29 protein-coding genes are annotated in these 24,912 nt (G+C 42.9%); 13 read left to right on the top strand and 16 right to left on the bottom strand.

What is annotated here, in order from left to right; all coding sequences use genetic code 11:
* Positions 1–135: 135 nt before the first annotated feature.
* From J4526_08025 to J4526_08015, 3 genes are all read left to right on the top strand, one after another.
* Positions 136–1,455, top strand: coding sequence for a DUF438 domain-containing protein (locus tag J4526_08025; GenBank protein WFO75009.1), 1,320 nt, complete (start codon positions 136–138; stop codon positions 1,453–1,455).
* A gap of 1 nt (position 1,456) precedes the next feature.
* Complete coding sequence (locus J4526_08020) at positions 1,457–1,858, top strand: transcriptional regulator (protein WFO75008.1); 402 nt, start codon at positions 1,457–1,459, stop codon at positions 1,856–1,858.
* Between the two features lie 112 nt (positions 1,859–1,970).
* A complete protein-coding gene (locus J4526_08015; GenBank protein ID WFO75007.1) occupies positions 1,971–2,732 on the top strand; it encodes an FAD-dependent monooxygenase in 762 nt (253 codons plus the stop codon).
* A 137-nt stretch (positions 2,733–2,869) separates the two neighbouring features.
* Here J4526_08015 and J4526_08010 read toward each other — a convergent pair whose 3' ends face one another.
* The 3 genes from J4526_08010 to J4526_08000 form a co-directional block, all read right to left on the bottom strand.
* Positions 2,870–4,624 carry a S9 family peptidase gene (locus J4526_08010; protein ID WFO75006.1) on the bottom strand — a complete coding sequence of 585 codons (1,755 nt, stop codon included), beginning with the start codon at positions 4,622–4,624 and terminating at the stop codon, positions 2,870–2,872.
* Positions 4,625–4,739: 115 nt separating this feature from the next.
* The gene (locus J4526_08005; protein ID WFO75005.1) at positions 4,740–5,756 is read right to left on the bottom strand and encodes a glycosyl transferase family 4; all 1,017 of its coding nucleotides are present in this window, start codon (positions 5,754–5,756) and stop codon (positions 4,740–4,742) included.
* A gap of 200 nt (positions 5,757–5,956) precedes the next feature.
* Entirely contained in the window at positions 5,957–6,787 is an 831-nt protein-coding gene (locus J4526_08000; GenBank protein WFO75004.1) for a magnesium transporter, read from the bottom strand.
* 215 nt (positions 6,788–7,002) lie between these two features.
* Between J4526_08000 and J4526_07995 the strand changes: the two genes are divergently transcribed.
* Entirely contained in the window at positions 7,003–7,818 is an 816-nt protein-coding gene (locus tag J4526_07995) for a hypothetical protein (GenBank protein WFO75003.1), read from the top strand.
* Positions 7,819–7,820: 2 nt separating this feature from the next.
* On the opposite strand, the gene J4526_07990 is transcribed toward J4526_07995, so the two are convergent.
* The gene (locus tag J4526_07990; protein ID WFO75002.1) at positions 7,821–8,228 is read right to left on the bottom strand and encodes a hypothetical protein; all 408 of its coding nucleotides are present in this window, start codon (positions 8,226–8,228) and stop codon (positions 7,821–7,823) included.
* A gap of 310 nt (positions 8,229–8,538) precedes the next feature.
* Here J4526_07990 and J4526_07985 point away from each other — a divergent pair, with 310 nt between their 5' ends.
* From J4526_07985 to J4526_07970, 4 genes are all read left to right on the top strand, one after another.
* Positions 8,539–10,494, top strand: coding sequence for an aldehyde ferredoxin oxidoreductase family protein (locus J4526_07985; GenBank protein WFO75001.1), 1,956 nt, complete (start codon positions 8,539–8,541; stop codon positions 10,492–10,494).
* Positions 10,495–10,499: 5 nt separating this feature from the next.
* The gene (locus tag J4526_07980; protein ID WFO75000.1) at positions 10,500–11,072 is read left to right on the top strand and encodes a 4Fe-4S dicluster domain-containing protein; all 573 of its coding nucleotides are present in this window, start codon (positions 10,500–10,502) and stop codon (positions 11,070–11,072) included.
* 66 nt (positions 11,073–11,138) lie between these two features.
* On the top strand, positions 11,139–11,666 hold the full coding sequence (locus J4526_07975) for a 4Fe-4S dicluster domain-containing protein (protein ID WFO74999.1): 528 nt from the start codon (positions 11,139–11,141) through the stop codon (positions 11,664–11,666).
* Positions 11,667–11,668: 2 nt separating this feature from the next.
* On the top strand, positions 11,669–12,940 hold the full coding sequence (locus J4526_07970) for an FAD-dependent oxidoreductase (protein ID WFO74998.1): 1,272 nt from the start codon (positions 11,669–11,671) through the stop codon (positions 12,938–12,940).
* Between the two features lie 32 nt (positions 12,941–12,972).
* Here the strand turns inward: J4526_07970 and J4526_07965 are convergent, their stop codons facing one another.
* A complete protein-coding gene (locus J4526_07965) occupies positions 12,973–13,701 on the bottom strand; it encodes a hypothetical protein (protein WFO74997.1) in 729 nt (242 codons plus the stop codon).
* A gap of 162 nt (positions 13,702–13,863) precedes the next feature.
* On the opposite strand from J4526_07965, the gene J4526_07960 reads away from it, so the two are divergent.
* On the top strand, positions 13,864–15,249 hold the full coding sequence (locus tag J4526_07960; GenBank protein WFO74996.1) for a hypothetical protein: 1,386 nt from the start codon (positions 13,864–13,866) through the stop codon (positions 15,247–15,249).
* A gap of 18 nt (positions 15,250–15,267) precedes the next feature.
* Here J4526_07960 and J4526_07955 read toward each other — a convergent pair whose 3' ends face one another.
* The 4 genes from J4526_07955 to J4526_07940 form a co-directional block, all read right to left on the bottom strand.
* On the bottom strand, positions 15,268–16,194 hold the full coding sequence (locus J4526_07955; protein WFO74995.1) for a carbohydrate kinase family protein: 927 nt from the start codon (positions 16,192–16,194) through the stop codon (positions 15,268–15,270).
* A 55-nt stretch (positions 16,195–16,249) separates the two neighbouring features.
* Entirely contained in the window at positions 16,250–17,074 is an 825-nt protein-coding gene (locus tag J4526_07950) for a class I fructose-bisphosphate aldolase family protein (GenBank protein WFO74994.1), read from the bottom strand.
* Positions 17,075–17,220: 146 nt separating this feature from the next.
* The gene (locus J4526_07945) at positions 17,221–17,844 is read right to left on the bottom strand and encodes a mechanosensitive ion channel (GenBank protein ID WFO74993.1); all 624 of its coding nucleotides are present in this window, start codon (positions 17,842–17,844) and stop codon (positions 17,221–17,223) included.
* Positions 17,845–18,059: 215 nt separating this feature from the next.
* Positions 18,060–18,434, bottom strand: a complete 375-nt coding sequence (locus J4526_07940; GenBank protein WFO74992.1) for a hypothetical protein — start codon at positions 18,432–18,434, stop codon at positions 18,060–18,062.
* Positions 18,435–18,625: 191 nt separating this feature from the next.
* On the opposite strand from J4526_07940, the gene J4526_07935 reads away from it, so the two are divergent.
* Together J4526_07935 and J4526_07930 are read left to right on the top strand one after the other, a co-directional pair.
* Positions 18,626–19,132, top strand: a complete 507-nt coding sequence (locus J4526_07935) for a hypothetical protein (GenBank protein ID WFO74991.1) — start codon at positions 18,626–18,628, stop codon at positions 19,130–19,132.
* A gap of 131 nt (positions 19,133–19,263) precedes the next feature.
* The gene (locus J4526_07930; protein ID WFO74990.1) at positions 19,264–20,025 is read left to right on the top strand and encodes a hypothetical protein; all 762 of its coding nucleotides are present in this window, start codon (positions 19,264–19,266) and stop codon (positions 20,023–20,025) included.
* 14 nt (positions 20,026–20,039) lie between these two features.
* On the opposite strand, the gene J4526_07925 is transcribed toward J4526_07930, so the two are convergent.
* A complete protein-coding gene (locus J4526_07925) occupies positions 20,040–20,477 on the bottom strand; it encodes a thioredoxin family protein (protein WFO74989.1) in 438 nt (145 codons plus the stop codon).
* A gap of 141 nt (positions 20,478–20,618) precedes the next feature.
* On the opposite strand from J4526_07925, the gene J4526_07920 reads away from it, so the two are divergent.
* Positions 20,619–20,945 carry a transcriptional regulator gene (locus J4526_07920; protein ID WFO74988.1) on the top strand — a complete coding sequence of 109 codons (327 nt, stop codon included), beginning with the start codon at positions 20,619–20,621 and terminating at the stop codon, positions 20,943–20,945.
* Between the two features lie 71 nt (positions 20,946–21,016).
* Here J4526_07920 and J4526_07915 read toward each other — a convergent pair whose 3' ends face one another.
* On the bottom strand, positions 21,017–21,520 hold the full coding sequence (locus J4526_07915; protein WFO74987.1) for a YbhB/YbcL family Raf kinase inhibitor-like protein: 504 nt from the start codon (positions 21,518–21,520) through the stop codon (positions 21,017–21,019).
* 115 nt (positions 21,521–21,635) lie between these two features.
* Here J4526_07915 and J4526_07910 point away from each other — a divergent pair, with 115 nt between their 5' ends.
* Positions 21,636–21,929, top strand: a complete 294-nt coding sequence (locus tag J4526_07910) for a hypothetical protein (GenBank protein ID WFO74986.1) — start codon at positions 21,636–21,638, stop codon at positions 21,927–21,929.
* Here the strand turns inward: J4526_07910 and J4526_07905 are convergent.
* The 5 genes from J4526_07905 to J4526_07885 form a co-directional block, all read right to left on the bottom strand.
* Positions 21,910–22,716 (bottom strand): hypothetical protein, encoded by an 807-nt coding sequence (locus J4526_07905; GenBank protein WFO74985.1) that lies wholly within the window; start codon positions 22,714–22,716, stop codon positions 21,910–21,912. The genes J4526_07910 and J4526_07905 overlap by 20 nt on opposite strands.
* Positions 22,713–23,090 carry a hypothetical protein gene (locus J4526_07900; protein ID WFO74984.1) on the bottom strand — a complete coding sequence of 126 codons (378 nt, stop codon included), beginning with the start codon at positions 23,088–23,090 and terminating at the stop codon, positions 22,713–22,715. The genes J4526_07905 and J4526_07900 overlap by 4 nt, the downstream gene beginning before the upstream one ends.
* A gap of 5 nt (positions 23,091–23,095) precedes the next feature.
* On the bottom strand, positions 23,096–23,542 hold the full coding sequence (locus J4526_07895) for a hypothetical protein (protein WFO74983.1): 447 nt from the start codon (positions 23,540–23,542) through the stop codon (positions 23,096–23,098).
* Positions 23,543–23,545: 3 nt separating this feature from the next.
* On the bottom strand, positions 23,546–23,794 hold the full coding sequence (locus J4526_07890) for a hypothetical protein (protein ID WFO74982.1): 249 nt from the start codon (positions 23,792–23,794) through the stop codon (positions 23,546–23,548).
* Between the two features lie 136 nt (positions 23,795–23,930).
* The gene (locus J4526_07885; protein ID WFO74981.1) at positions 23,931–24,902 is read right to left on the bottom strand and encodes a D-cysteine desulfhydrase family protein; all 972 of its coding nucleotides are present in this window, start codon (positions 24,900–24,902) and stop codon (positions 23,931–23,933) included.
* Positions 24,903–24,912: the final 10 nt, after the last annotated feature.

Below are 24,912 nucleotides of genomic sequence, written 5' to 3'. Positions count from 1 at the left end.
TATATTTAGCATAATTAAGTTTTTGCTATTATACTCGTTTATTATACTTCTCTTTTCAGAAAAACTATTATAGCGCTGTTATAATAGGCAGCTTTTTAAACTAGTAAAGCCATATGGATACATGGTGTATACCACGTGTCAATAAAGGATTCGAGAAAAATAGATCTCATTAAAAACCTCCTCAAGAGTATTCACCAGGGAGAAAGTGTTGAATCAATTAAAGAGAAGTTTAGAGATGTTCTCCTACAAGTGTCTCCTTTCGAGATTCCATTGATTGAACAAGAACTTATCAGAGAAGGTATACCTATAAGTGAGATCTTGAAGTTGTGTGATCTGCATGTTGAGCTTTTCAGAGAATTTCTTGCATCCAAGGAACTCAAAGATGTTCCTAAGGGTCATCCACTTGACGTGTTAGTGAGGGAGAACGAGTATATTCTCAAGAAAGCTGAAGCTCTTGGATTATATGCTAACGCTGTTCTGGGGGCGAAGAACGTTGATGAAGCACGTAGTAATATTGAGTCAATTAAGACAATTGTTAAAGAGCTCAAGAGTATTAGAGTACATTACCGTAAAGTACAGATGCTCATATTTCCTTACTTGGAGAGAAGAGGGATTGTAGCTATTCCCAGAGTTCTCTGGGGCCGTGAAGACCGTGTTTTGCTCAAGATAAGAGAGTTATTGAAGACTTTGGCTGAAACAGAGATAAAGAACCTTAAACAGGCTAGAGATGTAGCCAGTAAAGCTCTTGAGATAGCGCGGGATTTATCCGAGCTTGTGTTCAGAGAAAACAAGATCTTGTATCCAACTATTTGGACATTGTTTAGTGAAGGGGAATGGGTTGCTATCAAGGAGTTGAGTAAGGACTTAGGCTATCTGGTTGAGGTAGAGGAGGAATGGTCTTCTAATGCCAAGCCCGTGTACCCGTATGAGATAGAAGAAGCGGTTGTCCCTAAGGAACAGCTTGAGAAACTCCCGAAGGAACTACAGAGTATAATAGCTCATAGGGGTATAGAGCCCGACAAATACAGGATCAGGGATGAGAAAGATATTGATCTGGATACAGGATTTCTCAGCACCAATGAGATCAAGGCTGTTTTCGCTAGTCTACCTCTGGAGCTAACATACGCAAATAATGATGATAGAGTAAAGTTCTACACAAACAGTAGGATAGCCAAGGGCTTCATAAGGACGAAAACCATTATTGGAAGGAAGGTAGAGTATTGCCACCCACCTAGACTAGAGTACTTGGTCAAGAAGGTCATAAGGGAGCTGAAGGAAACTAGTAGGAACTATAGGGAATTCTGGACGAAAATAGGAGACAGGATTATCAGAGTACTAATAGTGGCTGTTAGAGACGAGAAAGGGAAATACCTTGGAACACTAGAGATAGTAGAAGACATGACAGAAGTGATCCGTAATCCCGAGGAAATAATGAAGAAGATAATGGTACTGTAAAATGCTAACACTATTCGATCTCGGATACAGGTATTTGTTCCCATCAATGAGAAGGAGGCTAGTGGAAATACTGCACAACGAACTTGGTCTCGAGCAGATAGAAATAGCGGAGAAACTAGAGATCTCGCAAGCAGCTGTTTCAAGATACTTGTCGATGAAGAGAGGAGTGCTCATCGATATTTCTAGGTATAAAGATGTTGATGCAAAACTAAAGAAGCTGGCTGAGGAAATCGCCTATGAAAACATAGACACATATACCATCTATAAGGGGCTCGTGAGCATAACAATCTACTTCCTCGCGAAAGGATATGCATGCAGGTATCATGCACGAATAGACCCAAGTATAGACCCTAGCAGATGTAGGATATGCCTAGAGATACTATCGAGACTTTACGAACAATAAACAAACCCGGCAGCGACTAATTTTATGCCCATATTCTCGTCTTCATCGCAACTATTATTAACGCATCTACAGTCTATCTAGACTATAGTATGGTCGTTATGGTGTATTGGCTTTGGATAAGAGTAATCGTATTAAATCAACTGTAGTAATTGTTGGTTTAAGCTATTCTGGTTTGGCAGCAGCACATAAGCTGCTATCACAAGGTATAGACGTTGTAGTTGTTGACAAGAACCCTGGCCTTGTTCCCTCGGCGTATTATGCTGGTGTCGAGGGGAAAGTCTATGTTGAACATAGGGTTCTCAGAGACGTTGGCCTAGAAACCCGCATGGATGCTGGCGACCCTCGTGGTGTGTGGATTGATTCACTGGAATTACTGTCTAGACTACTCGTGGGTATCTATGGTAGGAAAGGAGTAGTGATAACAGGTTATGATATAGAGCCGTTTTTTGTTGAGAAAAACGGGGAGCTATGGTTTGCTGGAGCGATTCTCAGAATACCTAGCGAGGACCACGGGTTAATGGAGGATCACTGTGTTGTTGAGTCAAAATACCTTATTGATGCTAGTGGATTGTCTGCAGAACCCACAATATCTGTTATCGAGAGCCTGAGACCCGGAGTAGTACCACAAGGCCCTGGGCCCGTTGTCCCTGGGTCACGGGATGTCGTTGAGAAAACACAATGGGTTATAGAAGACATGATCTTGGCGACAGGACTTGCTGCAGCAAGTATCTTCGGTGCAACACTACCATTCCCCGACGTAACTCCTCTGCTGGAAAGCGGTGTTAGAGCAGCAGACATGATAATTGAGTCCCTTAACAGCATCGAGAAACCAAGGAATAAAGAGAGAATAGATGATCTATATGGGTTAATGTAGTTCTTCGGAACGACCGAAACCTCATCACGTCTTCAGCCAGGGATCCCCACCACATCGTCTCCTTAAATAGTATCTGCTAAAGATTTTATTTATTTTAAAACAATGGGAGTGAAAAGAGCTTTGACTAGTTGTTTTTCTTACTTTAGGTTTCTCTCCAGGAATATTAGTGCTGGTAATAGTATTTTCACGGCATCATCCATTTTGACTATGACATGCCCCATGTCGGGTGCTATGTGTGCCTCGAATGTCTTGTTTTTCTCCAGTAGCTTGTTCATGTATCTTAGTACTGGTTTGAGTGGTGTTCTCGTGTCGTTCTGGGGGTGTATGATGCATAGTGGTTTCTTTACCTTGTCTACGTAGGTTATTGGTGAGCGTTCTCTCCAGAGTTCTTTCTTGCCGGCGAACAACACGTCTATGAATTGACGGAATATGGCGTCGCTCAGATCGTACATTTCCTCCCAGTCGACTACCCCTGCTCCAGCTACACCGCATCTCCAGATCTCTGGGTGTTTGCACATGGCTAGGTAGGTCATGTAGCCTCCATAGCTATAGCCCATTATGGCTATTTTCTCTGGGTCAGCTATCTTGTTCTCTACACCCCATTTCGCTGCATGGACTACATCCTCTAGATCACCGCCACCGGGATCACCTATATCCAGTATACGGAACTCGTCACCGTACCCAGTGGATCCACGGAAGTTGGGTGCAAGAACATGGTATCCCGATGCAACAAGTGACGCTATAGAGATACTCCATACGTCACGTACCTCGCTCCAAGGACCCCCATGCACATATACTACTGTTGGACCCGGTTTCCCTGCTTCATTTGAGAGAGCTATGTACATTGGTATATCGAGTCCATCGAAAGACTTGTATTTCACAAACTTTACTTCTCCTAGAGATTTCTCTATCTCTTTCGGTAACTTGTTGTCGATTAGTGTCTTCACCTTGTTCTTCTTGATATTGACTTCGAGTACTCTAGGAGGCTTCAACAACCCTGATACGGCAACCAACACTTTATCCTTGATGAACACGGGGTACCCATGGATAGTTCCTTCAGGAGTCTTTATCTCCTTGCCATCTAGGAAAAGCTTGCTCCTACCATTCTTTTTCCCGACAGCCCATACCAAACCATCTTGTGTCCAATTATAGGAGTCGTGTTCAACAGGATCATATTTCTCGTAGTCACTGTGCTTAAACACTAGTTTCTCTAGTTGATCCGATTCAGGATCATAGATGTAGAGCCTGTTCTTGCCCTCATAATTGCTTTCAAACATTATCTTCCCATTCCTTATCACAGGAGCCTTGTTTTGCGAGCCAGGTTTCGGAGTATATACTTTGAACTCGTTGGTCTCTAGATTGTATATGAATAACTCGAATGTACGTGGGTCTTTTCTCAAGTTGCCGAAGCCAACAACATACTTGCCCTCGATATCGGTTACGAAAGCCATTATATCCAGCTTGTAGAGCTTCTCCCAGCTCCCATCAAGTTTAGCGAGATACAATGCTATTTCTTCAGCTGTAGCACCAGTAAACACAATCCTTGATCCATCAAAGCCTATGCCGAAAATCCTCATCAAAGGAGTATCGGCAACTAGTTTCTCCTCGCCGCCACGGGCATCAATATAGAATAGTTTATGGAGCTCGTGTCCACGAGTAACATCCCTAGTGTAGACGACATAGTTGCTTTCCGGGACAACAGGTGCAACACCATGTACTTCTGTAGCAAGCTTCCTCCTATCACCGCCCTTGGAGTTCATAGACCAGAGACTCACTACGCCTTCGGCTGTACTAAGATAAACTATACGATTACCTGCAACACCAAGAAGGCTATACGATGGTACACGAACAATTGACTCGAGAACACGTACAATACGCTGGATACCATCCATAACAACTACACCAATTCATCTAGTATCGTTATTGTAAACAAAAAACCTTACTAGCTAAAACATCAAATAATCAAGTGTATAAAGAGTTCAATAGAACCAATAGTTTTTCACTGGATTATACTATAGGTGCTATCAGGAATGCAAGGATTGCGACAATGAGTTGCATTATGGATATTGTTGCTACGACCCCTTTCTCTGTCGCTTTTCCACGGATTTTCTTCTGGATCTTGATTGCTAGGTGTGTTAGCGAGTAGACTTTATCGTATGGTTCGTCGAGTGTCCCGTCTGGACGTGGTTTCCCGAAATTCTCCTTATACACGTGGTTTTTGAGGCCGCGGATGAAGAGTAGGAATTCTATGAAGTATAGTGTGAAGAGGAATACTCCGAATTTCTCGAAGTTACCAAGTATTACTGTGCTAGCATAGTATGCTCCCACACCGTAGGTCATGCTGTTGCCGGGGAATACTTTAGCCGGGTACTTATTGTACAGAAGGAATGCTATGAGTGCAGCAAGCATTACTAGTGACACGGATACGGCTACAGTAATGCCCTTCATGTAGGCGTAGATGGCTGCTGAGGAGAACAGTATGATCCCTAGTGTTGCCTCCAAGCCATTGTATCCGGCAAGCATATTATAGGCATTCGAGGCACCCAAGACACCTATTGGCACGAGGACCAATGGGTACAGGAGACCAAGGTCTACTCTGCCAAGGAACGGTATGGCTACAGTTGTTACACCAGCTTTGATGACCACGAGGGGGAGTGCTAGTGGAGCCATGAAGATTACTCTCTGCCATACCCGTAGACCCTTCTTCCACCCAAGTATATCGTCTAGGAACCCGAGAAAACTAGCCATGAACAACAAGAGGGATAAAGCCATGTATTCTGCTAAGTAGAAATCCTCGTTGAAAACATGTCTGTGGAAAGCTATGATCGTGAGAACCCCGAAACTCGCTCCAACACTAACCCATACACCGCCAGCGTTAACAGCATAGACTTCACCAGGCTTATTCATGTCACGGCTCATGAACCCGAGTTTCGAGCCTACGTTAATCCACCAGCTAACACCAATAAATGTGACAAGGAAACTGACAAAGAAGCCTATGATGCCAGTGAATAATGTAAAACCCATAAATAATCCACCATTCTGCTGCCATTAATACACGTGATCTCAATATTTCTCTAGTACTAGTAATTTAGATAAGCCCTCGTAGTTTTTAAACAAGATCCATATATCACCCGAATAAAGCATGGTATTCGCAATACTAAATACTAGATGAGAATTGTAAATACAGTGCTTTCCCCATGAAAATATGTTGGCTGATATCAGTTTTATATCCACTTCTTTTTCTTGAAGTATATTAGTTCGCTTACAGCTATTGTAGCCATTGCTATCAATACTATTGGGTATGAGAGTGGATGGTATAGTTCTGGCATGTACTTGAAGTTCATACCGTATATCCCGGCTATGAGTGTTAGTGGGAGGAATATAGCTGATATGATGGTTAGCTTAGTTATTAGATTGGATGTTTTCTCGCTTGTCACAGTGTAGTATAAGTTAAAAGCCTTCGTGATCCTATCTATTGTTGAGCTATATATGTTCTCGAGCATGAGAGTATCAGCGGCAAGCGATTCAAGCTCTTCATACGTTCTACTGAGTCTTTGCAAGCCGTAAAGGAGGCCGTGGACTCCTCTGTGGAGTTTAATTGACTTGTTATATAAGCGATACAGACTAGCTAGGGTACACTCTCCCTCAATGATTTTATTAATACTGATCTCAATAGAATGATCTAGATCAGCTAACTCCTTATGATAATGTCCTATCAGTGTTGAAAAAAGTGATTTAAGGCATTTCCGGGGAGTGATTTCTTTAGACTTCACTACATCACTCATAGACTCATATATGAGTTTCTCGACTTCCCTCGACCCATAAGTCTTCAACGAGTCCTCGCTAACCTCAATACAGAGGCTATGTAAACGCCCCATTACAGCTATAGGGAAACCTGCTCTCAGCACATTACCGGAGACAATGTAAAAGAATGATTTAGAGCACCATTTGGGCTTATGGACGGAATGTAGCCATACAGCTGACTTATCTGTTTCATTACATTCAGCGCCGCGGGCAATCGTCCCCTTGTAGATACATAGGTCAAACCAAGACATTGTAGCCACCTAGGACAAATATACGAGACCTTTTATGTTTTCCAAGAAATAAATGTGGTAATGTAGAGTTACACTTTACTGGTTTTTACATTATTGTATTATTTATAGTTATCTTTGAACAAGATTACTTACTGATACTTAATCCTTAGAGAAATTATCTAATATAGCTTGTGCATACCTAGTTTAAAATAGCATGAATGCTTGAGATGATGTGTATGAATGTGGTAGAGTGTTTTTCTAGAGGAGTTAATGTTGCAGGCAAGGTATTTCCATTAATATTGGTCAACATACTGTATAGTGTTATCGACTTTAATAGTATATCACGGGTGCTGAGCTTCAATGGTTTTCATGTTGGTTTTAAAGCGCTTCTCCCAGAAGAAGTTATTGATCTATGGGATCTTGTGTCTCTCCCAAATATTGGTGGGCAAGCCGTTTATGTAGAAATAGCTGGTATATCGTATAGTGTCACGGAGTCTACAATAGTATTGATGATAGTGATCGGCTTACTATTTACAATAGTCTATGGTATTGTATCGTTTATCTACTTGAGGTATCTTTTCGAGAAAGGTATTGGGCTAAATGGTGTTGCAGGATGGAATAGAGTTGTTGATGTCATTGCTTATAATTTGTTGTTCTACTTTGTTGTCATAGTGTTTGTAGTATTCCTGGTGTACGGGAATCCCATAGCTGCAGTGATGCTAGTAAGCGTGACCTTGGTGTTATCGTATTTTCTCTACGCTACGCCATTTATTATCGTCGCTAAAGACAAGGATATAACTAATGCGTTAAAGGCATCAATGTCATTTGCTGTAACTAGCGAGTACTTCAAGTACACGTTATTATTCTTGATCATTACAATTATTTGCTCCTCCATATTTACTCTAATTGTAGTAAACATGAAAATTTTTGGTATAGTAGTCATGCTAGTACCTGCAGGAATAGTAGGGCTATGGCTGACTTCTTCAACAGCCTTAATGGTGACTAAGCTGTTTGGAGAAAACACTTTACCTGAAGCAGCTTCCTTGAGCTGACATTATTTCATTATTTTTTCTCTTCTTTTTTGCAGTAGATACATATCCACTGCCAATAATAGTAGTGCAAGTATATGTAGTGGTGTTAATGTGAGTGCGAATATTGTGTAGAAGCTTGTGAAAGGCGGCTTTATGAAAGGTCTTATGGCTAGGATGTATAGGTTTAGTACGGTACCAATTGTTGCAATTACGGCTCCAATGTTCTTCCTGTATATATACACGATCCCTCCTATGACAAGCATTATTCCTACGACAAGAATGGTTAGATAGAATGAAGCTTCATCGGTCATTGGTATTAATTGGGTTCTTCTAAGGTTTGTTAGGGATTCAATAATATTCATGGCGCCAATTGTGACTAGGATCGTGATAGCTATTATTGTAAAACCTGTGTATCTATTAGTAGAAGACATTGCTATCACGTTAATAATATTGGTTTTGGAGCATATTAGTAAGTATTGTAAACATGTATGTACATTCATGTGTAGTCTTTGTAATTGATTTCCTCAATGTCAAAATAACTTATTTTACTACTAAGAATACTAGGACAGTAATGCTACTCTATTGACTATTCTGTATGCAGATCCTATGTACCTAGAGTGATTCTTTTAGACACTACAGTAGGGTCCAATAATATTGTTTGACGAGATGGGTAAAATTCAAAACTGTTGAGCCTTAACACCCTAGTTTCCGGGAAAGACTGTAGGGATTGGGTGGCTAGTTTTGGGCGAGAAAGTCTATGGCTGGGGAGGAACAGTTCTTATTGTGGACTTAAGCAGAGAAAAGATCATTAAGAAACCTCTTGATCCCGCTATCGCGAAAACCTTCCTAGGGGGTAGAGGGCTTAACTCCTACATGCTATTCAAAATGGTGAAGCCGGGCATAGATCCCCTGGGGCCCGAGAACGTTCTGTGTCTCGCCAACGGCGTCTTAGCCGGTACAGTGCTTCCAATGACTAGTAGGCTGCATGTAAGTGCTCTCTCACCGCTCTCGGGAATCCTTGGAGACGGTAATGCTGGTGGCGACTTCTCCGCAATACTAAAGCATGCAGGATACGACCAGATCGTGGTAGTTGGGAGGGCGAGCAAGCCGAAGTACATATGGATCGAGGACGATAACGTTGAGATAAGAGATGCATCAAGCCTATGGGGTATGACTACAAGCGAGATGGTTGATGCGCTCCGCGACGAGCATGGGGACGATATAGCGGTTGCAGGGATTGGTCCAGCGGGCGAGCACTTGGTTAGGTTTGCAACGACAATGGTTGACAAGTATCATTCTGCAGCTAGGGGCACTGGAGCAGTATGGGGTTCAAAGAACCTTAAGGCAATAGCTGTTAGAGGCACCAAGGGTGTTGAGGTAGCTGATCCAGAGACATTCTATGAGCTTGCCAAGGAGGATGAAGAGTACTTCAAGAAAAACGAGTTCGTGAAGAAAGTATACTCAACCATAGGAACACACTACGGTCTCCTGAACTGGTATCCTGGATGGAAGTACTTTGAGAAATACCTTGGGCCCGACGAGCTGCCAAAGGAGCTTAGCCCACAATCCCTGGCAAGGTACGAGGTTGGGAGAACACAATGCTTCAGCTGCCCTATAGCATGTAAGGATGTATACAAGATACCGAGTACAGGCGAGTACGGTGTCTCCAGCGAGTTCGAATCCATATACGCGCTGGGATTAAACAACTGTATCCTCGACCCAGAAGCAGTGCTAAAAATGGAGCACATGGCCGACGAGTATGGAATGGATGTTATAACACTCGGCGATACACTAGCACTAGCAAAGTTCCTTTACGAGAAAGGAATCATCACTGACGAGGATACAGGCGGTATACCACTTAAATGGGGTGATGCCGAGACACAGATAGAGCTCATACGTATGATCGCCTACAGGGAAGGGTTCGGCAATAAGCTAGCTGAAGGATACAGGAACTTTGCTAAACTAATAGGCGAGAAAGCATTGGAGTACTGCTACGACGTAAAGGGCTTGAGTAGAGGCTGGTACCACGTAGACTTCATGAACGGGATCTTCACGCTAGCACACGCTACATCGACTAGAGGAGCCGACCACTTGAGAGGCAGGTCCTGGGCTTACTGGGAGAACGACAGAAACATGGATCCCGAGCTCCCACTAAAGCTTCTCGAGAACGGTCTGCCTGACTATAGGAAGGATCCTGTTGGAGCACTGATAGTTAGTGAGCGTGCATGCGTTATCGCTGACTCGATAGGGAGATGTAAAGGCTCCATAAACTCGTGGCCACAAGCAGTACCACTCGTCTGGAAGTACCCATTATGGGGAGGTGTCGCAAGACTCCTTACAGCGGCTACTGGCATAAAGTTCACCGAGAAGGACATAGAAGAGATCGCGGACAGGATCTACTTGATTGAGATGGCTTTCAACATAAAGCAGGGTATTAAGAAGAAACACTACGCAGTACCATTACCTCCAGAGATAAAGAATACTCCACAGGGACAAGAAGAACTAAGGAAGCATTGGCAGATGGTCGAAGAGTATCTGAAGAGAAGAGGATGTGATCCAGAGACAGCGTATCCGAAGAGAGAAACCCTAGAGAGACTAGGCATAGGCTTTGTCGCCGACGAAATAGAAGGAAAAGAGTTCCCCGAATGGGATGGACCAAAGCTCTGGCCTCTAGACAAGTACCCGAGCGGGAGGTGATACATATGGTCAGGTACATTCTCGCCGTAAACTACGAGAAATGTACCGGCTGCCACCTCTGTGAACTCGCTTGCTCTCTAGTACACGAAAAAGTCTTCACGACAACCCTATCGAGAATAACGATCATAACAGGACCGGAGAAACCAGTATCAATACCAGTCTTCTGTCTACAATGCAAAGACGCTCCATGCGCCAGAGTATGCCCGGTAAACGCTATACGTTACGACGAGAAAATCGGTGCCTACCTAATAGACTACAATAAATGCATTGGATGCAAAGAATGTGTATACGCATGCCCGTTCGGCGCAATAACTCTAAACAAGGATGGAATGCCCATCAAGTGCGATCTATGCGGCGGCGACCCAGAGTGCGTCAAAGTATGCCCACACGACGCAATCATATATGGACCCGAGAATATTGTCTTAAGAAAACTCAAGGAGTCAAAAGTTGCTAGCACAGTATACGACGTATACAGCAGGATAACGCTTGAGCCACGGAGCGATAAAACATCAGAAGCAGAAGAAGCTGTGAAAACAATCTACAAGATATGGGAAGAGAGAAAGAAGCTAAACATATAATGGCGTGTCTTTCCACTATAGTCGTCATTTTCTTTTCTTTTTATTATTGTATATCCTCAGTCGATCATGATTATTCAAGCGAAGTATTGGCGGGTGGTTAATACGGTAAAGTATATACTTGAAGTAATTGAGGACAAGTGCGATGCTTGTGGCGACTGTGTTTATGCTTGTTCTCTCGCGAAAACAGGTATTCTTGACTATAGTTTGTCTGCCATAAGAATTCGAACAGAAGGGGGCATCAGAGTTAATGTAGTTGTGTGCAGACACTGCCATCCAGCACCTTGTGCTGAGGTATGCGAGTTTAATGCAATAAGAATCGATGAGTCTACTGGTGCGGTTGTTCTTGATAGATCTCTTTGTACTAGCTGTAAGGCATGCTTGGCAGTATGCCCCTTTGGCGCAATAATCGAGGCTAGCAATGGCTCATTAATTAAATGTGATCTATGTGGTGGTGACCCAGAGTGCGTTAAAGCATGTAGTAAAGGTGCATTAGTTTTCGTGAAAACACCCGTTGGCAGGCACCTCGTTAGAGAGAAACGTGTGGTCAAGACGCTGCTTGATATTGTTGAGAAACATAAAGTCAAGGAGGTATGACTATGGGTACGATAGGTGAACATTGTGGAGATACTGAGTCACGTATCTTGATCATTGGCGGTGGTATAGGCGGGGCATATACTGCTCTCAATCTCCTCCGCGAAGGAGTGCCAGCCAATCGTATAACCATAGTGGCTGATGAATGGCCAACGTATACTCGGCATAGGCTTGCAGAAGTATTAGGGAGCTCGGCGCCACTTGAGAGTATCTATCTTGGTGTTTCAGAGATTCTCGAAGAAGCAGGCGTCAGAGTGATCAAGGGGCGCGTGACAAGTGTTGACACTATAGATCACGTAGTCAATATTGATACCGGTAATGGCACAGTCAAGGAGGCTTATGATAATCTAGTCATAGCGTCTGGAGGCAAACCCTTCAAACCACCAATACCAGGGTCTAGTCTGAAGGGTGTATACAGTTTCCATGGCCTAGGCGACTTGAAGGCTCTTAGAACACTGCCACGGCACAGCAAGGTAGTAGTCATTGGAGCAGGGCTTGTTGGTCTCACAGCAGCTATGGCGTTGAACCGGCTGGGGCATAGAGTCGCGGTTGTCGAGATCATGCAGCATGTTCTCCCACAGTTAATCGATTACCCGTTAGTCAAGCCTATCGAGGAATACTTGTCTAGGAATGGTGTAAAGCTCTTCCTAGGGGTAGCAGCCAAGAAGATACTGGGAGAACACAGGATAAGAGGAGTACTCCTTGGAAACGGTGTCTTCATGTCAGCTGATGCTGTTGTCGTAGCTACTGGTGTTAGACCGAATACAGAGTTCCTAAGGGACGCGGGGCTAGAGACTCTAAAGGGGGCATTAGTTGTTGATGAATGGGGGAGGACAACGGTAAAAGACGTTTATGCTGTTGGAGACTGTGCATTGAGTAGAGACTATGTGACCGGTAAACAGATCTATAGGCCTCTCGGCTTTGTTGCAGCCCATTATGCGCGTTTAGCGGCTAAAGCAATCACGGGTAGGGATGACGGTGAGCAGAGTGTAAGAGGAGTTATTCCAACAATATACGAGAGGATCGGGTTACTCCATGTTACGAGAATTGGGTTAAGTATGGTTGAAGCAAATAAACTAGGTCTCTCAACGGAAATCAAGATGCTTAAAGAAGGTGTAGATAGTACTTGGGAAGCAGTAGTGATCGATAGCGACGGTAGAGTGGTAGGATGGGAGCATATAGCATTGGATCCCCCTAGACGGAGTAAGGCCTGGTGTTTCTACACAGCTATTAGGGATGGAGAAGACGTTAGTGCATGTCTTAACAACATTGCCTAGTGTATATGTTTTCGTAATAGAAATGCATAGCATTAGTTCTTCTTTGACGTATCCTCTTTACTGCCTGGTTCTCTCCATGGTGTGTTGAATATCGCGTAGATTTCTGTTGCACGTTTTTCTCCAATGCCTTCCACTCTCGTCAGCTCTGCAATGCTTGCATTGGCTACTGCTTTTAGTGTCTTAAAGTGCTTGAGTAGTTTCCTCGCCAATGTTGGTCCAACGAGTCCTTCTGCTACATAGAGTATTTTCTCGTGTAGAGTCATCGGCTTTTTCTCGGTTCTCATCCTCACTATTTTCTTCTCATTGGTTCTGCCTAGGCTCTTTGCTTTCGCTGCAATCCACTCTATAGTAGCCTTGATGTTGGGTGTATGGAGAACGGGGACTTTGTACTCGAGAATAATGGTATCTATTACACGTAACACGCTCTGGATCCGCCATTGCCTATACTTCTCCACAATACCCATCCATCCCTCAATAATAATCATTGGCTGTACACCATCTTTCTCGGCGGCTTCCTTAAGTAGCTTTGTTTGCTCCCAAATCCTGTTATCCCGGATACTATTGAGTAGATCACTCACAGTTTTTCTCTCAACTAGAAGAGGCTTTTTACCTGGGGCGGCAAGGAGATAGAAATCACCAGCTTCAAGAGCCTGGATTGATACCGAGAGTCCTCGTTTACGTAGTTCTCTCGGGATCTCTGGATGCTTGCTAGCCTCCCTAGAGTCTATGATCACGTCTACAGGAACTAGTAGTTGAGACATTACACTCCCCCATAACATAATTAAGATTTACAATGAATACTTAAATAAGCCACTGCAGTTTATATGTGGTTGGAACAACCCTATAAAACGGTGTCGTGTGATAATAAATATGGGGACATAGCGGGACGGGATTTGGTCAGTATCTCATAGGGGTGTAGCAGTATGCCAAAGTCATTTTCATGGGGAATCCAGGAACTAGACGAACTTTACGGACCTGTTCCAGGCGGGTATGTCATCTTAATAGAGGGGTTACCCGGTACTGGTAAAACAGCTTTCTCTCTACAATTGGCGACGGCTAATGCTCTTCAGGGAGACAAGGTATTGTACATATTGACTAATGAAGATGCTGGAAAACTGTTGAAAGTAGCTGAGAGCATTGGTTTAGATCTAAAAGAGCTTATTAATAAAAAACTGATAAATATCATAAGCCTGCCTATGATAAACGATACATCTATTGTAGACTTCTTGTCAAAGAGTATAATGGAGAGAGTCATTGGCGGAGCTAAAATAGTTATTATTGACAGCATCACTCCTCTAGTGAAAATCCTTAGAGACTATGGTATGAAAAGATCTTTCCTGCATACGGCATTGTACCAAGTATTCAAACAGGAAGACCTGCTACTAGTCCTTATTGCTGATACTCTTAGCTATTATGACGAGGACGTGAAACTTCTCGAATATATCGCTGATATCGTTATAGAACTTTCTGCATCTATCTATGGAGAAAAAAGTATTGTACGAAAATTAGTTGTGAAAAAGTTTAGGGGTAAAACAGTAAATGTATATAAGTTATTTATAGGTTTCACAAACACTGGTATCAAAATCCTTAGTTATGTAAGCAATAGAATAGCTGAAAAAATTCTGACAAGAAGAAAACCCGTAGAAGTGGAATGTTCAGCAGCAAGAAAGATTTTTGGTTCGAGACTGCTTCCTGGAACCCAGATCCTTATTCACTTTAAGGGACCGGTCTCTGGTGCTAGAAACTTTATCAAATACGTTCAGAAACTTATTGAGAAAAGCGTAGCTCTTCAGGGATACAACTGTGCTCTCATAAGCTTTACCACAAGAACTCTTGTCAAAATAGATGACTTATATAAAGAGTCTTCAGAGTTTATACGTGAGCATGTTCTCGAAGAAAAGAAGGCATTGGGCGATAAACTCCTTATATATCGTTTGGATCCCGGTCTCTCCTCTGGAGAAGATCTTTTAACGTTTGAAAGAGAGATTGTTGTTAGTAAAGATGTTGGAATAGTGGTTATTCATGGTTTGGAGAAGTTTGTTCAAGTCTATGGTGAAGAAGCTATTGATATTCATGTCCCGTATATTCTGAATGTTCTACGGAGACTAGGTACTATCGGGATAAGGGTATTCGTTTCACCAGTAGAGACTATAAGACCTCCAAGAGCCTACTACTTGTGGTGCGACTTGACTATAGAAGTTTACCCAGGTAAAGATGGAGAGTATATGATCAAGTCTATTAAGGGTATTGAATCTGTTGAAGTTAAGGACAGTATGTTTAAGGAATGTATCGAGAAAAACACTATTTAATAACGAATAATTCTTTTACTACCATAGACCATGCTCCCATATGTACTGGACTACTTCGCTGTGTCCGGGTACATTGTGGCTTCCAAGCCTGGTTACCTTTAGGGCTGCTACAGCGTTTCCATAGACTAGAGCTTTCTTCAAGCTATATCCTCTGCTTAACCCGAGTAGTAGTCCCGCAGCGAAAGCGTCTCCAGCACCTGTTGTATCGACTACTTTGTCTACATGAAATGCTGGTAGCTCGTACTCATTGCCATCACTGGTGTAGGCGTAGATTCCCTCAGCACCCTTCTTCACCACGACAAGACTTGGGCCATACTCTATGATTCTTCTGGCAGCTTCCCTGTAGTCGTCTAGACCTGTTAGATGCTTTGCTTCAAGCCTGTTGACTAGGACTATATCGGTGTTCTCTAGTAGTTTCTTGAAATAGTCTATACCCCTCCTAGCAAGCACGCGCCCAGGGTCCCAAGAGACTCTTGTATCACTCTTTTTCGCGAGCTCAGCTGCTCTCAATGATGTGTCTAGTCTCAGGCTAGCTATGTGGAGATACTTGGCTCTAGCAATGAATCTCTCGTCGACATCATAGGGCTCAAGCTTCTCGGACGCGCCCTTGAACCCATACATTATGATTTTTCCGTCGCCATTTATGATTACTATAGTAAACCCTGTTTCATCTATACAAACCCTGACACCAGAGACATCAACTCCTTCTCTCATCAACTCGTCAACAATCATTCTACCGAAGCTGTCTAGCCCAAGCTTGACAATAATACCGGCTCTACCACCTAGTCTCGACACATCGATTGCAACGTTGGCTGCAGAACCACCTACTCCACGCGCCTGACTCAATATAGGGCTTTCTTCATCAGGCTTAGCAAAGTGTTCAACAATAAACCTTATATCGATTAGCGCGTGACCTATGGTGACTACGTCATAGTCTTTCACCACTGCAACCACCTTGCTTGTTTCTTCACGAGAAAAAGAGTTATTTGAAAAAGAAGCTTTATCTAATTAGCTTGATTGCTTCCTCAGGCTCTTTGTCCTCATGTACAATAGCCATGATAGCCTTGATCATTCCCTGTGGGTTCTTGTGCTGGAAAACATTTCTCCCAACTACAACACCGCGTCCACCAGCTTGTATAACGTTCCATACATCGCGTAGGAAATCTATCTCCCTCTCCCTTCTAGGCCCGCCGCTCATCAATACTGGTACTCCACTGGCAGCCTTGACTACCTCGCTGAACGTCTCAAGACTACCAGTATAGTATGTCTTGATGAGATCTGCCCCGGATTCTGCTGCTGCACGTGCACCATACCTAACGATCTCCACGTCATACATGTTCTCAATAGCTGGACCCCTAGGATAAGCTAGTTGTAGACATGGAAGACCATAGGACTCAGCGGCACTACGTATAGCAAACCATCTCTCCAACATAACATCCTCAAACGGGCTACCCCAATAGACTGTTGCCGCAACAGCATCAGCGCCCAAGGCAACTGCTTCCTCTACTAGACCGAAAGTAGACTGGAGAAGCCTCTCGTCCTTCGGACGGAGATTGGTCTTACTAGTAATCTTCACTATGATGCTCGTCTTATTACCCCATATATCCCATGTTATCCTGGCCATACCTGGGAGCATCATAATAGCATCGACACCAGCCTCAACAACCTTGCCGATGATAACACGTGGGTCAATGTGCTCGGGAGGAAAATCACTTGGCCCATGCTCCACGCCGTGATCGAAAGCAAACACAACAGCTCTGCCACCACGGAGAATACGGTTAAGCCTAATCCTCTTCCCAACCTCTACATAACTAGGCCAAACCATATCGATCACCCTTCTACAGTGTCTATATAGTGATAGTTCTCTCTAATAAGTAAAATAAGCGGTAATCATTGAAAATACCGGTTTTTATTATCAATAACTACCAGTACTACATAAGACATCAAGACATATAGATGAAGTGAACTCAATTACTTGTTTTTCTTGTGTATAACAATTTTCTGATTAATAATATTGTTGTTAGGTACTAGAACAATATCTCCGTTTGCGCGCTTAAGAATAGTAAATAAGGTAGTGATATCAACTACTTCTACATTGCTTTCTTTCTCTTTCTCAAGATCAATAATATCTCCAATTCTATATGGTCTAGCTAATAGAATGAATAAACCAGCTATTGCTTGTCCAAGAACTTGTTGTGTAGCAAAGCCTACGACAATACCTATGAAACCTCCTAAAGCAACACCAGCAACGCCGCCTGCGATCCATCCAGCTATGCTGGCTAGTAATGCTCCGATACCAAGTATTTTAACGACACTACGGACAGCACCAGCACCTTGTCTCCCATAAACTTGTTCAAATAACTGATATAGCGTATTCGAAATAGAGTTGATGATAAGCCAGCCAGATACCAGGATAACAATTACCATAATGTAGCTCTTATACTCACTAATGATTTCGAGGCTCTCCCAAACACCTTCTAGTAAAGGTAGTATGCCTGTAAAGAAGTAGTCAATTAATGCTAGTATTAGTGTCAACAGGATTCCATAGACTATAAGTTTACCTGCAACAACACCTAATGCTCCCTTACCTCTCATGACGTACCCCTATGAAATTTGTGTATAATCCTATGTATAATCATAGATATGCTAGTATAATCTTAAAAACTCTTTTAAATACTTGCAATCTATAACTATAACCAGTAATAGCATTTAAATAACCGTTTATGAAATCCAGTACCATAATTAGTATTCTAATATTGTGGCAGAATAAATTGCGTTAAACAAACACCTAAAATAATGGTCTATCAAACCTAGTCTTCAACATACTCCTTGAAGTCAACTTCTTTGCCGTGTTTCACGAAACGTATTCTTAAATCGGGTTTAACTGGTATCCCGAGTCTCTGTAGTATAGCGTACACAGTGTACCCATCGAGTTCACTGATACTACCCGTTTGGATGAGGTACGCAAGCACCCTGATCACACCTTGGTATGCTTCTGGATATAGATTCTTTGTTTTCTCGAGTAACTCAGCAGCCCTATCATCGCTGACTTTACTCCAAACAAGCTTCTCAGGGTCGAGCATCTGGCTTTGCTGCTGGTTTTGCTTCATAGACTCCTCGGCAACCTTCTTCATAAGCTTCTTCATGATCTTTAGCTTCAACTCCTCTGGCAACTCCTCAGCCATATTACAGCACCCTTTTCTCTCTAGCTAACTGCAATAGAATACTTTTAGGGCATTAAAAACATGACCTACATAATGATATAGTAGATCCGCAAATAGTAAATCTTCCTCAGAAACACAATAACTGAATATAACTTAAATAACCAAGATAGATGCCTTGGTAGTGGTGTACACGGATTCTTTGGGGGACAGCGATGAACCGTCTTAAGGAGACTTGTACAGACCGTAGACGGAGAGCTGTGTACTCGCTGATTATAAGGACTTTTATACACGGTGTTTTGTCTATTCCTCTTGCTGTATTTATTTATCTTTTAATTCTTGGTTGGACTCGTTCAGGATGGAATCATCCTGGCTTCTGGGTTCTCTTGTTTCTCTGTATTGTCTGGTTTTATCTCTTCACGATTGAGGGGTTGCTTTGTCTTTATGGACTACTTAAATTCGATTGTAAAATACGCGTTAAAAGAGTTCTTGATGATTGCTTGAAGGATTTGATTAGAATACTTGATGAAACCGGTATTAGTTATGAAGTCAAGAGATTCATAAAAAGTAGAGTCATCAAAACTCGGTTTGGAGAAATCCTCCTTGTTGGACTCTCTCCGGCACACCCATACTATGACTCAAGCTACACCGCCATATTCTGTTCAAAATATTTCCTAGAACACGATGAATTTATGGAATATATTGAGTCATATTGTTTTTAAAGACAAGGGGTACAGAGACATGGTAGCCAGAGTCTTGTTCTCGGGAAAGACTTAGGATTTCTTGTCTAGGAAACAGAATGTTGTTTATGTAGTAGGTTGTTCGAATTAGTTAGTGTGGGAGGGTGTTGTTCGTGAGGACTGTTTTTGGTCTTCCATTGCTTGATAGTCTTATTGAAAAGGGGTTTCCACGTAATAGCTTTATTGTGATTAGTGGTCCTGTTGGTGTTGGGAAGTCTTTTGTGTTGAAATGGATTATTACTGCCCGGGTTCTCTTAAACGAGAAAGTTATTGTAACAACTCTTGATAATGATCCTATGGATGTTGTCGGGCATATTGTTGAGCGTGCTAGGAGTTATATGAAGAACATTATTGTCATCAACGGGTTTGGTGAGGGCACTAAGATCCCTGAGGACTTGATGGTTGTTGATCTCGAGACACTTAATCCTGAGGTCTTGTTGTCGAGGTTCGAACAGTTTCTCCGTGCAGACAATGTCTCGTTACTGACTATAGACTCATTGAACGAGATAATTCTCTCACTAGACCCCTCGATCACGATCTCGTTTATTAAGTCGATCAAGAGGTTGTCGAGGAAATACAATGTACTAGTAATGACGGTGCTCCATACGGGGATACCTGGTTTCGAGCAAATGGAGTCTCTGACATATTATCTTGCAGATGGTGTTGTTGTAATGGATTTCGACCCAAGGTTCGAGGAGATAGGTTTGCCGCTGAGGAGAGTAAGGATACTGAAACTCAGGTCGACGAAACACAATATAGGCTGGGTACCATTCCAGATCACCGATAAGGGGCTTGAACCTGTTGACATAAAGGCTCTACTAGACAAGATCAAGAAGGCACAACTAGAGCTTAGTGGTGAACAGGGAAAACAGTAAGCAAGGCTATAGAGTCAGTTTAGACAATTCGTCCTCCTCAAGGCCTTCTCGACAATATTCAGGAATACATCATATGGCACATAGCCCGGTATGCTCAACACGGGTTTACCGTCTATGAAGACTAGTGTTGTCGGCGTAGCCATGATGTTGTAGATGTAGGCTAGCTCCGGATTATACGATACATTTACACGTGCAAACAAGGCCTTGCCAATGAATTTCTTAGCAACTTCACTGAATATTGGATGGAACATCTCGCAGTAAGGGCATGTGATCGAGTAGAAGTTCACGAAGACAGTTCTACAAGTATTAATAGCTTCTTCAAGCTCCTTAATACCAGTGATCTCGATGACTCCCTCATATACCTTGCTACAACATACACTAACGCTTCTGCGCTTAAGAATCTCCTCTAACTTTTTATCCAAAATACTTGACAGCTCTTCATCCCCATACATGGGCATTGCACCATATGCTAAATCCATTTTTCGTGCCATAAATTATTGGGATAAGTATTTAAAATAATTGTCTAGACACAACCACATATTTACCTAGACTATCAAGTAGAATAACATATCTGGCATCCTAGGTGGTCTCTATTGTCTCTTGATGAGACTGTTCGTGAAAAGATAGCGAGGATTTTGAGGGAAAGCAAGACCCCGTTGTCTGCAGCAGAGATCGCGGCTGAGCTAGGCCTTAACCCTATTGGTGGGGAGAAAATTGTTTATGAGCATTTGAAGCATATTGCTAAGAGTGTTTGGAGAAGTAGTCGTGGGAGAGAGTCATTGTTCATGATACCCCCGAGGTGTATGAAATGCGGGTATGTCTTCAAGGATTTGCGTGAACCACGTAAACCAAGTAAGTGCCCGAGATGTAAGAGCCAATGGATTGAGCCGCCTAGATTCAAGATCATGGAGTACAAGTAGAGTATAAGGAGAATTTGTTCATTGTAAAAAATTATGCGTTCAACAGTTTTCACTTTATGTAGACAAGTGTTTTATCTACTATATGTTCCCATGTATAGCCCGTAGGCTAGTGCTTTCCCTTTAATGTACTCGGGTAGTCTCCTAACACTTATGCCAGGTTCTGCTTCAAGTGGGTGGCTAAGTGCTATTACTAGGAAGAAGTATCTATGGATGCCATGTCCTGGGGGAGGGCATGGTCCTCCATAGCCTATTGTTCCAAAGTCGTTGCTTGTCTGGAGACCATAGGGTGTTTCAAGAGTCTTGGGTATGTTTTCAGGCAGGCTAGTCTTGTCTACCGGTATATTGTATAGTCCCCAATGGTAGAATACTCCAATAGGTGCATCAGGATCGTACATTATTAATGCTAGTGCTTTAGTATTCTCGGGGATGTTCTTGATCTCTATTGGTGGAGAGACGTCTTCTCCCTCACAAGTGTATTTCGGTGGTATTCTCTCACCGTACTTGAACACCGGGATCGACACGTCAATACTCTTCTTAGCGCTGCCAAGTACTTTTTCTATGCTAGGAGGGATCATGGCACCCACCTTTTTCCCAGCCTCTAGTTTATTTGTATAAGAGGGATAATAATCGTTTATACTCTAGTACATCTAGTACAACAATACAGGATGTGGGAAACATAGGTGTGAGCTCATGGTTTTGCCAAAGAATCTCCTTAGATGGGTTAGTGCACGCGAACTAGATATGATCAACATGTTGCTCGAGAAACATGATATAGAAGCTAGTAGGCATGCCTACAGCTATAGGCTATTATACAAAGGGAAGATTATCGCAAGTATCCACTTGTACCCGGGTTTCGAGGAAGCAAGTATTAGGCTTTACAAGTACTCGAGAGATGAGGCTAGTGAGGTGAAAGATGTGATAGTAGGTGTTGTTAAAAAAGTGTTTCCAAACTACAAGATCAGTGTTAAATGGTACCCTCCGTAGACGTTGTCCCTTCTTCTCTCTTCATGGCTTCGCTCAGTATCTTCATTCTCTCTATAATCTTTGGTATTCTATTGAAACCTAGGATCACTAATATGTGTCCTATAATCCTTAATATTACGCCAATGACTTGCATCGCTATTACAGGCATTAGTATCGAAAAGTATTCACTGAAGAAATACATCGACTCAGGAGTTATTGGTTGATCTCCGTATTCTTGTATGTAGGAGTCGATCCTGTTTGCAAGCTGCATTAACTGGTTGTAGGTATGCGGCACTATGGCAAGCATCATTAATAAGAGTACGCCAGCTAGGAATAATAGTATCCATGAGAACACGTTGAATGCTTCTCTATACTCTTTCATCAGGTAGAAGATAGCGAGAGAGTCAATAAGGAACATGAGCCCCAGAATTGTGTAGTTGAGATAGGCTTGCATTGATGATAGAGCATCGGCTGTCAGTACTATCATGTCTCTGAATTTACTTAGTGTTAGATTCCCTGTAAAACCAGTTCCGCCCATGACTGAAGTGTAGGCACTTATACCCGTGACCACTAGGTAAAGTGATGTCGCGCCGCCAATCAAGCCTAGTATTGCCGCTAATATGAATATTGTTTTACGACTTACCTTGCTATAGCATTTTGCCCAACCTATACCTGTTAAGATGTAGCCTATGCCTGCAATGTAGCTTATCAAGTCCCCTATAACACGTACTATGTACCCGTAGAACAGTAGTTTACGTGAAGACTCATCAAACTCCTTGATCTCTTCCCTCAGGGGTACAAGGCTCATTTCTCCTTACCCAAGAATTTATCTATGATTGAGAGTATACTTTTTGTTTTCTCGTGTATACAGTAGTTTATACATTGTCTTATGAAGCTAGACAAGAAGTACTTCTTGAGCTCCTCCCGTACCTCACCATTAGCTATTTTCTTCAATGCTTTCGACTCACAATCTTTCTCACAATCCCTTATATCGGGCTCCACGATGTATAGATAAGGATACTTCGGGTCAGCAAGTCTTAGCCTAACAAGACCCCTCAAGCCTATGGTATTTATCGTCTTCCTAACGAGCTGTAGTTCCTGTTTCTCGAAAACAAAACACTGGACATTAGAGAAGGCTTGCCTCATCCTCTTGGCCATCTCGATTATCTCTTCCTCCGACATGGGGATCACCTCTTCTTCTCATCACCAAGCCTGGTTTTCTTGACAGGGATCCTTAGTCTCTCCGCGACAAGTCTTATGATCCAAGCGTACACGGGGTCGCCGATACTTCTCCTAAGCTCTCCATCACGGTATACTGCTCGGTACACTAGCTCCCCGTGGTAGTTATAGACCTCGATTACACCCTTTACTTTCCCGAGGAAGTTCTTTATGAATACTGCTTGTATAACATAGTCGCCATGCTCTAGGAGTACATCTATGTTCTTCGCCCAGCCACGAGCATACGTTGGCTTGGTCTCTTTTTCCCCGACAATGACCTCACGGTGTTTCTCCACATCAATTACACGTCCATCCTTCTTCAACACAAGCACTAGTCTACGGATCAAGTGTTTCTTGCTTCTACTCCTACTCTCCTCGACAACAAGACCACTAATCCTATAGCCACTACTGCTCAAAAGCTACTCACCAACAACAAGAATATTCTCGTTCTTAAGCCTTACACTAGGTTTCTCTGTCTCTATAATCAATGTAAACGGGTTTGACGACAACTGTGCTGACACGTATACTCTTGAGTTAACAATACTAACCCTCTTAACCCCCTTGAACTCCTTTTCATCAACAAGCCTACCGTCTTCACCATAAATAGACGCCCTAACATCATACTCCTCGATCTTATGATTCAAAGCCAGCAAAATCCTGTACACCATACACGCAACCACCACAATACACTACTCAACACTCATATAGCCATACTCTAATCTACTATCACAACCCAATAATATAAACTAGCGGCTCAGCCCAACTCCATTACCTTAATGACTGCTATATTGTTTCGGGGAATACTTAACTCGTTTCTGTACGTAGATACTCCTCGATCACACTGCTCAACTGGAATAGTATCGGTGTACCACCAGTATGTATGAACACAACAGTACTGTTCTTCTTTATGTATCCTTTCTCCACAAGGTCTACGAGACCATACATTGCCTTCCCGGTGTAAACAGGGTCGAGTAACAGCCCCTCTCTTCTAGCTATAGTGACTATGAACTTGATTATCTCTCTTGGAGTCACACCATAGCCACCGAGAACATAATCGTCGAACACAGTAACATCCTCGGGCTCAACAGATATGTCAGCCTTCAACAGCTTGGCAGTCTCGCTGGCTAGTTTGGAAACCCTTTCCTTCACTTCACTAGCTTTCCTACTAACACTAATACCGATAACCTCTACGTCATCTAGCCCTAGGAGTTTTAGTCCAAGTATGAGGCCTGCTTGTGTGGCACCAGTACCAGTGGCATGAACTATGTAGTCAGGCTTCCTGCCGAGCTCGTGGAGTTGCTGGATTATTTCGAGAGAAGCTGTCACATAACCCAGTACTCCATGCGGTGATGCTCCGCCGCCTGGGATAACGTATGGTTTCTTGCCCCTACTCCTTAGTTCACCAGCAATTTTCTCCATAAGCTCATCGGCTTCATCGTAACTACTTGCATAAAGTATTTTTGCTCCAAACAATCTATCCAAGAGAACATTCCCTTGGAACACGGGCTCCCCAGGCGGCGTTAGCACGAGGTATACGTCAAGCCCAGCCTTCCTAGCTGCTGCAGCAGTAAGTCTCACGTGGTTAGAATGGAAGGCACCTCTTGTCACAAGGACATCGCATCCCTTGGACAATGCGTCGCCAAGAATAAACTCTAGTTTCCTAACCTTGTTACCGCCGAGAGCAAGCTCCATTACATCATCGCGTTTAACATAAAGATCAATGCCAAGCTCCTTTCCTAAACGCACGGTCTTCTCAAGAGGAGTGGGAAGAGACACCAACCTATAC

This window comes from Desulfurococcaceae archaeon MEX13E-LK6-19 (assembly GCA_029637525.1).
Lineage (GTDB): Archaea > Thermoproteota > Thermoprotei_A > Sulfolobales > Desulfurococcaceae > MEX13ELK6-19.
Note: the sequence above shows the minus strand (reverse complement) of the source record. Positions and strands in the feature narration are given on the sequence as shown.

What these genes read in the sequence shown, in the direction of transcription:
- J4526_08020 (WFO75008.1), top strand. Translation starts at nt 1,457, where the DNA reads ATGCTAACACTATTCGATCTCGGATACAGGTATTTGTTCCCATCAATG.
- J4526_08010 (WFO75006.1), bottom strand. Translation starts at nt 4,624, where the DNA reads ATGGATGGTATCCAGCGTATTGTACGTGTTCTCGAGTCAATTGTTCGT.
- J4526_08005 (WFO75005.1), bottom strand. Translation starts at nt 5,756, where the DNA reads ATGGGTTTTACATTATTCACTGGCATCATAGGCTTCTTTGTCAGTTTC.
- J4526_08000 (WFO75004.1), bottom strand. Translation starts at nt 6,787, where the DNA reads ATGTCTTGGTTTGACCTATGTATCTACAAGGGGACGATTGCCCGCGGC.
- J4526_07995 (WFO75003.1), top strand. Translation starts at nt 7,003, where the DNA reads ATGAATGTGGTAGAGTGTTTTTCTAGAGGAGTTAATGTTGCAGGCAAG.
- J4526_07990 (WFO75002.1), bottom strand. Translation starts at nt 8,228, where the DNA reads ATGTCTTCTACTAATAGATACACAGGTTTTACAATAATAGCTATCACG.
- J4526_07980 (WFO75000.1), top strand. Translation starts at nt 10,500, where the DNA reads ATGGTCAGGTACATTCTCGCCGTAAACTACGAGAAATGTACCGGCTGC.
- J4526_07975 (WFO74999.1), top strand. Translation starts at nt 11,139, where the DNA reads ATGATTATTCAAGCGAAGTATTGGCGGGTGGTTAATACGGTAAAGTAT.
- J4526_07970 (WFO74998.1), top strand. Translation starts at nt 11,669, where the DNA reads ATGGGTACGATAGGTGAACATTGTGGAGATACTGAGTCACGTATCTTG.
- J4526_07965 (WFO74997.1), bottom strand. Translation starts at nt 13,701, where the DNA reads ATGTCTCAACTACTAGTTCCTGTAGACGTGATCATAGACTCTAGGGAG.
- J4526_07960 (WFO74996.1), top strand. Translation starts at nt 13,864, where the DNA reads ATGCCAAAGTCATTTTCATGGGGAATCCAGGAACTAGACGAACTTTAC.
- J4526_07950 (WFO74994.1), bottom strand. Translation starts at nt 17,074, where the DNA reads ATGGTTTGGCCTAGTTATGTAGAGGTTGGGAAGAGGATTAGGCTTAAC.
- J4526_07945 (WFO74993.1), bottom strand. Translation starts at nt 17,844, where the DNA reads ATGAGAGGTAAGGGAGCATTAGGTGTTGTTGCAGGTAAACTTATAGTC.
- J4526_07940 (WFO74992.1), bottom strand. Translation starts at nt 18,434, where the DNA reads ATGGCTGAGGAGTTGCCAGAGGAGTTGAAGCTAAAGATCATGAAGAAG.
- J4526_07935 (WFO74991.1), top strand. Translation starts at nt 18,626, where the DNA reads ATGAACCGTCTTAAGGAGACTTGTACAGACCGTAGACGGAGAGCTGTG.
- J4526_07925 (WFO74989.1), bottom strand. Translation starts at nt 20,477, where the DNA reads ATGTATGGGGATGAAGAGCTGTCAAGTATTTTGGATAAAAAGTTAGAG.
- J4526_07915 (WFO74987.1), bottom strand. Translation starts at nt 21,520, where the DNA reads ATGATCCCTCCTAGCATAGAAAAAGTACTTGGCAGCGCTAAGAAGAGT.
- J4526_07910 (WFO74986.1), top strand. Translation starts at nt 21,636, where the DNA reads ATGGTTTTGCCAAAGAATCTCCTTAGATGGGTTAGTGCACGCGAACTA.
- J4526_07905 (WFO74985.1), bottom strand. Translation starts at nt 22,716, where the DNA reads ATGAGCCTTGTACCCCTGAGGGAAGAGATCAAGGAGTTTGATGAGTCT.
- J4526_07900 (WFO74984.1), bottom strand. Translation starts at nt 23,090, where the DNA reads ATGTCGGAGGAAGAGATAATCGAGATGGCCAAGAGGATGAGGCAAGCC.
- J4526_07890 (WFO74982.1), bottom strand. Translation starts at nt 23,794, where the DNA reads ATGGTGTACAGGATTTTGCTGGCTTTGAATCATAAGATCGAGGAGTAT.